7 protein-coding genes are annotated in these 8,203 nt (G+C 54.7%); 4 read left to right on the top strand and 3 right to left on the bottom strand.

The features are described 5' to 3' along the window. From DTL42_RS09655 to DTL42_RS09645, 3 genes are all read right to left on the bottom strand, one after another. On the bottom strand, nt 1-618 hold a 618-nt coding region (locus DTL42_RS09655; RefSeq protein ID WP_147274219.1), incomplete at its 3' end, for a lipopolysaccharide biosynthesis protein. Further along, on the bottom strand, nt 615-1,484 hold the full coding sequence (locus DTL42_RS09650; RefSeq protein WP_114368484.1) for a polysaccharide deacetylase family protein: 870 nt from the start codon (nt 1,482-1,484) through the stop codon (nt 615-617). The genes DTL42_RS09655 and DTL42_RS09650, both read right to left, overlap by 4 nt. A 113-nt stretch (nt 1,485-1,597) precedes the next feature. Further along, a complete protein-coding gene (locus DTL42_RS09645; protein ID WP_114368483.1) occupies nt 1,598-2,698 on the bottom strand; it encodes a GNAT family N-acetyltransferase in 1,101 nt (366 codons plus the stop codon). Nucleotides 2,699-3,144: 446 nt separating this feature from the next. Here DTL42_RS09645 and DTL42_RS09640 point away from each other — a divergent pair, with 446 nt between their 5' ends. From DTL42_RS09640 to DTL42_RS09625, 4 genes are all read left to right on the top strand, one after another. After that, complete coding sequence (locus DTL42_RS09640; RefSeq protein WP_158545299.1) at nt 3,145-4,620, top strand: hypothetical protein; 1,476 nt, start codon at nt 3,145-3,147, stop codon at nt 4,618-4,620. 63 nt (nt 4,621-4,683) lie between these two features. Continuing rightward, the gene (locus DTL42_RS09635; protein WP_114368481.1) at nt 4,684-6,084 is read left to right on the top strand and encodes an O-antigen ligase family protein; all 1,401 of its coding nucleotides are present in this window, start codon (nt 4,684-4,686) and stop codon (nt 6,082-6,084) included. Between the two features lie 5 nt (nt 6,085-6,089). Continuing rightward, nucleotides 6,090-6,881: a WecB/TagA/CpsF family glycosyltransferase gene (locus DTL42_RS09630; protein ID WP_114368480.1), complete on the top strand. Its 792-nt coding sequence runs from the start codon at nt 6,090-6,092 to the stop codon at nt 6,879-6,881. 84 nt (nt 6,882-6,965) lie between these two features. Beyond that, nucleotides 6,966-8,201, top strand: a complete 1,236-nt coding sequence (locus DTL42_RS09625; protein ID WP_158545298.1) for a sulfatase-like hydrolase/transferase — start codon at nt 6,966-6,968, stop codon at nt 8,199-8,201. Nucleotides 8,202-8,203 lie beyond the last annotated feature (2 nt).

Below are 8,203 nucleotides of genomic sequence, written 5' to 3'. Positions count from 1 at the left end.
GGCACACGAGATTCCATACGCCATAATCACACTTCGGGCCGACGTTTCGTAGGTAAGCAGCAAGCCCAAGCCTATCGCCGCAAACAACACGCTGTTTAGAAATTGCATCGCCGAAACGATCCGCATCTGCCGCATCGCGATGAACAGTTCAACAAAGTAATTGAATCCAATCACTGCCGTCAGTGTCAGAGCGACCAGAGGAATCATCGAGGCCAGCGACGCGTCGTTGAACAGGACCATCGCCGCTTCCCGATGAAACAGCCACAGCAACAAGCAGCCGATCGAGGAAAGCACAATGGTGGCAATCGTCGTGCGTAGTAGGAACGTCCGCAGTTGCCCCTTCTGACGAAAGTGCTCGACGTAGCGGCCAAACGAGCCAGGAATGCCCAGCACGACCAGTGGACCAGCGAGCATCAAAAAGCCAAACGTTAAATCCCATAGTCCCAACTGGTCGGCGTTTAGCCAGCGGCAAAACAACACGCCACGGACAAACCCTACGCCTCGCTGCACAACTGTTAGCAGTGCTAACAGCAACATGCTCTCGGCGAGTGTGGTGGTTCGATAGGTCGGTACGTCGACGGTTTCCGAGGAAGGATCGACGCCACTTGCCGCGCTCATGGCTGCCCTCCTGACGAGTCCGGCAAGCGTGTATATCTCGGCTGATACCGCGTCACACCGGCCAGTTTGCGCGGATCAACCGTCAACCAGTTCCGCAGACGAGAAAACTCGGGGTCTCCGTGAATCCGCTGAATGTGATACGGATCGTCCCCTGGCAAGTTGTAGCCTCCGTACGCCGAACAAAACGCTAAGATTCCATTTTCCCGCAGCAGATTAATCGCGGTGTCGTTCAGATTCGCGGGCATCCCAAAGGGGAACGCGAAGTACCGAATCGGCTGCTCAATCAGTCGTTCCAGTTCGCGAGTTGCCTCGATCACTTCGTCATAAATCCGTGCGGGATCGTGCAGTGCGCCGATATCAGCATGCGTGCGTGTGTGCCCGCCGATTTCGATATATCCGCCCGCGATCATCTCACGCAGTTCTTCCACGGTGTTGGGTGGGGTCTTCAGTCCCAACTGAGCATCATGCGAGAATGGCTCGCCACTGAGTACGTTGCCGAGCGTTACGAAATAGGTAGCCGGTATCTGCCGGGCATTCAACTCGTTGATCGCGAATTCACAGTTATCTCCGTAGCCATCGTCAAACGTAATCGCTACGCAGGGATGCGGATTGAAACGCATCGCAATGCGGCGTTGCCCTTCTGCGAGAGAAACCATCTCGAACTTGGCTTGCAGATAATCCAAATGACGCCGAAAACCATCGCAAGTGATACTCCACGGGGTGACATCATGATCGGCTACCCGGTGGTAAAACAGTACCATCACCGGTGCCAAGCCAACGCGCGAATGCACCTGACGAAACCGGGCTCGCCAAGGCCAGGTCGCCATTGTGTACGTATCGAGCATCGCTGTTTTCAAAGCGTTCATGTTTCGTTTTTTCTGACCAGAGCTTTACCGCAATAAACGACCGTTCGCCAGTCGTGTTCTTGGTGACGCCCGTTTGGCCGGATGCCTGCGAGCTTGCTGCTGCTGCCTTCCCGCTAGATGTTTCCCAGTGAGGCTTTGAACCAGTTTTTAACTTGGGTCTTGGTGGTCCAAATGCCATGACGAATCAATCCGAATGTCGTGTTGGGCACAATTCGAATCGTTTCGCATTTGCGAGGCTCGGCTCGCCAATGTGCTTTATACGGTTCGTCGCCGCGTAGGAAATCGACGGCTTGCTTTCCTTGTTCAATCGCGCGACGGATCATGGCGATCTGCATCAAGCTGCCTGGCTCTTCGTCCATGCGATCAGGATCGATGCCGGCCTGATAAGCGTACACGGTTGTGTCTGACGGAAAATGAATCTCCGCTGCAATTGGCTTGTTATCTAGCTCCAACCACAACACTTCGCAGTGTCCATCCGCCATCATCTCGTGCCCTGCTTCACGTAGGAACGAAGCAAATCGATCACTAGCAAAGCAGCCATTTTGATCCAACATCCGGCGGCGACGCGTATGCAGGTCGATCAAAATCTCTAACGCCGCATCAATTTTCGTGGGGTCGTCGCAAACATGCAACTGACAACGTTCCGTATCTAAGACTCGGTTGATCAAGCGGCGAATCTGCTTACGATGCGACTTGGACTGGGTCATCTCGAAATCGTACCACGTTTCCGGCAATTCAAGTCGCCAGCAACTCAGGGCTGGTCGTTTGTTGATAATCGCCTGGCAATGCCCCAAGCGATTTGCCACTTCACTGGCTACCGGCGTATTCGCTTCCAGGTTATCCCACTCCATCGTCTCCCAGGCAAGCGATGTCGTTAACGCTTCCTGCAACCAATCGACCAACAACGGAGCCACGCGTTTCATATCGTCCGGAGCGGCGAGCACATCCAGGTAGTCGGTACACGCGTCTCCATCACCAAGGAAACGTAGCGTTCGTCCACTAGCAGTTCCGACTTCACGGAACCAAGGCGCCAGCCCTATCAGTTTTTCTTCGACAAACACACCCAATACGTAGAGTTCGTTCGCTTCTCCATAGGCATGCCACCATGGCATCAACCAATCGTAACGGCGAAACGGCACGTCCCCAGCCAGCGCATTCCAAACGCTGCGGTAAGGCACGAGCGACTCGGCATCAGTAAAACATTCAACACGCATAGGTAACTTCAACGGCTATCAGGCATTAGGATCGGGGCATCTCGCGTGGCGCAATAAGGCACCTGCCGCGAGAAGCTGCCCTTCAAACATTCCCCACTGCTACGTAAATGCAAACGTAAGCCGCGCAGTTTGTGGATGTCGTCGCCGACTTTTCTCAACCATGTTTCCGAAATGCAACACACGCTGTTTTTTCGCCACACGCAAGGCAATTTAGAAACATCACCTGGAGAAACCAACAGGCATCCATCGCCTGACATAAGTAACGTCTAGGGAATCACTTACGTCATCTACCTTTTTGCCTTGCGTGTTCTTGGCATCTGTTTTGCCTTATGGATCTAGCGAATCGGGATTGTGGGAAGCAGGACCTCCAGCCAACGCGTTGTGTCTTGCTTCCCGCATGTTTTCCCCCCTCTGCTGCAACGCTACGCTTTCGCGAGTTCCTAGCCATGTGGAATCTGGCCGACATCACCTTTGCCCTAATCCACTACCGTCTGCGTTGGATGATTCCCACCGTGGTCGTGGCATTAGTTGCATTAGGTTATGCCATCATGATGCCCACCGCATGGGAAGCGACGCAGGCGATTGTCTTGCGCGACGAAGCCGTCAGCAGCCTCGGCAAGCCGGGGGCTTTTTCTGGCACGGCGGAAATGAAGCACGCCCAAGAAACCGTGATGCAGATAGCCCGGTCCAAGGAAGTTATTGGCGCTGCGCTGGTCAAACTCGGCGCACCCGAGGATCGCTGGTCCAGCGCAACGTGGCCAAGCAAAGACGACATCGCCCAAGCCCGCGAAAAGATCAACGTCCATTCTCCGAATGGAACCGAGTTCGGCACGACCGAAATGCTGTATATCAGCGTGGAATCGGATACTCCGGAGCGCGCCGTCGAGTTCAATCAACTGCTGTGTTCCGAACTAGAATCACACTTAGGAGCAATGCGCAATGGTAGAGCCTTAAGCCTAGTTGACGAGCTAAGTTACCGCGAATCGCAGGCCCAAAAAGCCCTGTTAGCCGTCACCGATCAACTCTCCGAAATGGAAGCCGAAGTCGGCACCGACCTAGCAGAACTGCGAATCTTGAATGAAGTTGGTTCTGGCAACGGCAACCTGCGGGAACAGATGGTTCAAATCAAGAGTGAACTTCGCGATGCGCTATCGAAGAAAGAGAGTTCAGAGCGTTTACTCGATATTTTGACTGCCGCTAAAGAAAATCCCAACGAGCTTGTTGCCACTCCGAATCAGTTGCTGGACTCGCAACCGGCTCTGCGTCGCTTGAAAGAAGGTTTGATCGACGCGCAATTGCAATCGGCTCAATTGCAGGGCATTCGCACCAAAACACACCCTGGCGTAGTCGCGGCGCGCCATGCCGAGGACGAAATACGTGAGCACTTACACCAAGAGATCAGTCTGGCAATTCGCGGCTTGAAAGCGGAAAAAACGGTCGCTGAAAGCCGCGTTGCCCAACTGCAAAAGATGCTTGATGACGTCAGTAATCGAATGACGAAACTGGCATCAATGCGTGCGAGCTACAACAACTTGGTGGCTGAAGTACGCGAAAAGAGTGCCAAGCTGACCCAATTACGTACCGACCTAGCGGATGCTCGTGCTTCCGTTGCAACGGCTACGACCACCAGCCTGGTTACCAAGGTCAACGGCCCAGAAGTGAGCGATTATCCGGTTGGTCCGTCGCGCAAAATGATTGCCGGTTTAGGGTTGATTGGCGGCTTGTGCTTGGGTCTGGGAGTCTTGTTGCTTAGCTTGCCGCTTGGCGACGGAGCCGCAACATCGCTACAACCAGCAGAGTCAACAAAAGGTGGCAGCAATGATAACCGCCCAGAGCAATCAGAGCTGCCACCTATCGGACATGGCCTATCTTTGAAGCAAGCGTTGGCGCACCTAGCGCGCCGTCCTCCTTCAAGGAATTAGCCACCCAGCAAGGTACCAGTTTCCACTTGGTACCAGCTATGTTCGACGATTGACCTCACTCTCATGCCAGTCATTATTGCCATCTTCGCTCTCGTAGGGTTGGTGTGGGGCACCATCCTGGCTTCGCGAGGCAACTTGCTGCTGGCCTGCGTTGGCCTGCTGGTGATAACGTCTACTTTTGGCGTCTATTTTCTCCAGTTCGACGTTGGCGGAATCACCCTTTCGCTCGATCGATTAGGGATCGTCGGCTTGGTCGGGGCGTTCGTGTTGCAATGGAAACTAGGGAAGGTGGAAGTCCGTCCCTGGATGACGCTCGACACGGTCATGTCCGTCTTCTTCGGCGTTTTGTTCTTCAATACCTTTTCGCACGATTTTCGCAATATCGCTCCTGGGTCAGTGCCTCCGGTGCAGCACTTGATCAACGGGTACTTGATTCCCTTGGCCATCTATATCGTGGCCCGAAACATCAAGTACGACGAAAAGCAGGTCGACTGGTTTTTGATCGCGATGACCTTGTTCGGGGTTTATCTGGCGGTGACCGGCATCTTGGAAGGCTTAGGCCTATACGGCTTTGTTTTTCCACGCTACATCGCCGATCCCAAGGTGGGTTTACACTTTGGCCGGGCCCGAGGTCCGATGGTGCAGTCGATTAGCTATGGGGTTTACCTTTGCGGTTGCTTGCTGGCTACGTGCCTGCTCTGGTACCGCACTTCCAGCAAAATGCGTTGGCTTATTTTGGGGCTGGTGCCTTTGTTTCTGGCCGCCATTTTCTTTACCAAAACCCGCACCGTGTGGATGGGTGGCGGCTTGAGCTTGCTGGTTGGTGTTTTTCTAACCATGCAGGGAAAAGCCCGGACGGTACTGCTCACCGGCATGGTGGCTTGTGCTTTGCTGGTCTTGGTGGCGAAGTCCGATGCCATCATGGGGCTCAAACGCGAAGGCTCGGCGGAAGACACCAAACGCTCGGTCAGCATGCGGGCCAGCTTCACGTACGTCTCGTGGGAAATGTTCCTCGACCGTCCGCTACTGGGGCACGGTTTCAGCCAATTCAAAAAAGCAAAACTCCCTTACCTCGCCGACCGAAACGTCGACTTAGTTCTCGAATCGATCCGCGACTACGACCACCACAACACCTTCCTCAGTGTGCTAAGTGATCTCGGTCTGCTCGGATTTATCCCCTTCATCTCGATGTATGGCCTATGGTTGCGTAACGCTTGGCGTCAAGCGCGCAGTAACTCGCCTCCCTGGGCCAAAGCGATTGGCACCTTGGGAGTTGGCGTCGTTTTGACTGCTTTTTGCCAGATGGTGGGACATGAAATCACTTTCATGCCCTACGAGCAATCGCTCATTTTCCTGATCGCGGGAATGAATGCAGCCCTAGCGTACGACTTTGGCCTCGTCTCGCACAATTCATCGATTGCACCACCTCAGGCTTGGAATCCCCAAGCAGCAGCACGAGGTTAATTCCCATGAACAATACACGAGTCCCTTTGTTTGGCATCGAAATCGACCGTTTGCGAATGGCCGAAGCTGTCAACCAACTGAATATATGGCTGCACGAAGCGCGAACGACAACGGCCAAGTTTGTAGTTACCCCGAATGTCGATCACACGGTTTTACTGCAAAGCAGTGGTCCTCTGCGCGCCGCCTATCACGATGCCGACTTGGTGCTGGCCGACGGCTGGCCAGTCGTGATGGCTTCGCGCCTGCTCGGGAAATCGTTGCCTGAACGCGTCACCGGTAGTGATCTGATTCCAGCGCTATTTGCGGCCACGCACAGCACCGAACCGCTCAAAGTGTTTCTGCTGGGGGCCGCGCCTGGGGTTGCTCAAAAGGCGGCCGTGAACATTCATCGTCAGTACGCCAATGTTCAAGTGCTAAGCACCTACAGCCCTCCGCTCGGTTTTGAAAACGACCCGGCCGAAAACAACAATATCCTTGCCAGGATCGCCGAGGTTCAGCCTGATTTGTTGGTTATCGGCCTGGGAGCTCCGAAGCAAGAAATCTGGATTCATAAGTATCGCCATCAAGTCGAGGCGAAAGTGGCCATCTGCGCCGGAGCAACCATCGACTTCCTCGCAGGAGAAAAGAAACGGGCACCACGCTGGATGCAGCACACCGGCTTAGAGTGGGCCTACCGTATCGGCACCGACCCAAGGCGTTTGACTGGGCGTTACGCGAAGGATGCCATTGTTTTCCCGCAATTGTTTTTCCAAGAGCTTGTGCGTCCTTGGTTGCATCGCCCCGGCTTTTCCAAATAGCGTGCCCCCTCTATAGTTGCGACAAGGTAGTCGCATTTTATCCGGGGGCTTTTAGGCTCCCGCTTCACCATGGGAAGGGTATTCGTGCGCCGCGCGCTGATATTGGTTATCGATGGCTGGGGAGCCGGTTTTCTCGGTTGTTATGGAAACTCGTGGCTCGATACGCCTGCGCTCGACCAATGGGCTTGTCAGTCGGTCTTGTTCGAGCAGTGTTTGAGCGAATCGCCAGATCCGCTCATGCTTTACCCTCGTTTGCTCGACGGTTCGCACCCTTTAGGTATCGATTCCCCTGGTGGTCCGCTATCTGTCCTGGCAGAAGGCGATATCCCGCTGCATTTGCTTTCCGACGATCCGCGCCTGGCCACGCTTCGCGAGACCACGCGGTTGTCATCGGTTGAAACGTTTCCGGAAGTTACTGACGTGGCAGCCAAGAGTGCGGAAGAAACCACCTTGGCGCGCTTTGCCAGTGTGCTTTTGGATTGGCTGGATGAACCGCCGCGCGAAGAAGTTATTTGGGCCCATGCCCGAGGCATGCTAGGCCCTTGGGATGCCCCTTATAGCTATCGCGAAAGCCTCGCGGATGAAGACGACCCGGCCCCACCTGAGCTAGTGCATCCTCCCTTTGAACGAGAAAATCGCGAATTCGATTCCGATCATATCTTAGGCATCACCCAAGCCTACGCCGGGCAAGTCACCGTGCTCGACATGCTGCTCGGCGAACTGCTGGCAACCATCGAAGAGCTGCCCCTAGCCGAACAACCGCTGGTTGTGCTGACCTCGACCGGTGGTTACCCGTTAGGGCTGCATGGGCAAATCGGCCGCGAACAAGACTCTCCGCTGCGACTTTATAGCGACACGCTCCATGTCCCGCTGCTTATTCGCCAGCCAGGAGGGCAAGAAGGGCTCACTCGCCTACAAGGTCTTGCCCAGTTGGGAGACATCTTGCCAACCGTTGTCCGCTCGTTTGGCTTAGAGTTACCTGGTTCAGCAAACCTCGACTTGCTCCACGTTCGCTTGGCAGAATCGCGTGAATTCGTGCTTTCCGGCCTTGGTCTTCAGCGCTGCTTCCGCACAACCCATTGGAGCTTGCGGTATCACCTGCCGGATGAAATAACACCCTTGGACGAACTTGAGCTAGATCAAATCGTGCCTGAACTGTTTGTCAAACCGGACGATCGCTGGGAGATCAACAACATCGCCGATCGCTGCACAAACGTGGCCGAGATTGGCTTGAAGACCGCCTTGGCGATCGAACTAGCCTATCGCCGCGACGATCCGTTGCCCGACCTTCCCGAAGAATTGTGTACGCCGGTCGAGTAACT

Origin of the sequence: Bremerella cremea (assembly GCF_003335505.1) — a bacterium.
Classification (GTDB): Bacteria; Planctomycetota; Planctomycetia; order Pirellulales; family Pirellulaceae; genus Bremerella; species Bremerella cremea_A.
This window is presented reverse-complemented; position numbering and strand designations above follow the sequence as displayed.

Coding starts and splice junctions, on each gene's coding strand:
- DTL42_RS09635 (WP_114368481.1), top strand. CDS start 4,684: ATGCCAGTCATTATTGCCATCTTCGCTCTCGTAGGGTTGGTGTGGGGC.
- DTL42_RS09640 (WP_158545299.1), top strand. CDS start 3,145: ATGTGGAATCTGGCCGACATCACCTTTGCCCTAATCCACTACCGTCTG.
- DTL42_RS09650 (WP_114368484.1), bottom strand. CDS start 1,484: ATGAACGCTTTGAAAACAGCGATGCTCGATACGTACACAATGGCGACC.
- DTL42_RS09645 (WP_114368483.1), bottom strand. CDS start 2,698: ATGCGTGTTGAATGTTTTACTGATGCCGAGTCGCTCGTGCCTTACCGC.
- DTL42_RS09630 (WP_114368480.1), top strand. CDS start 6,090: ATGAACAATACACGAGTCCCTTTGTTTGGCATCGAAATCGACCGTTTG.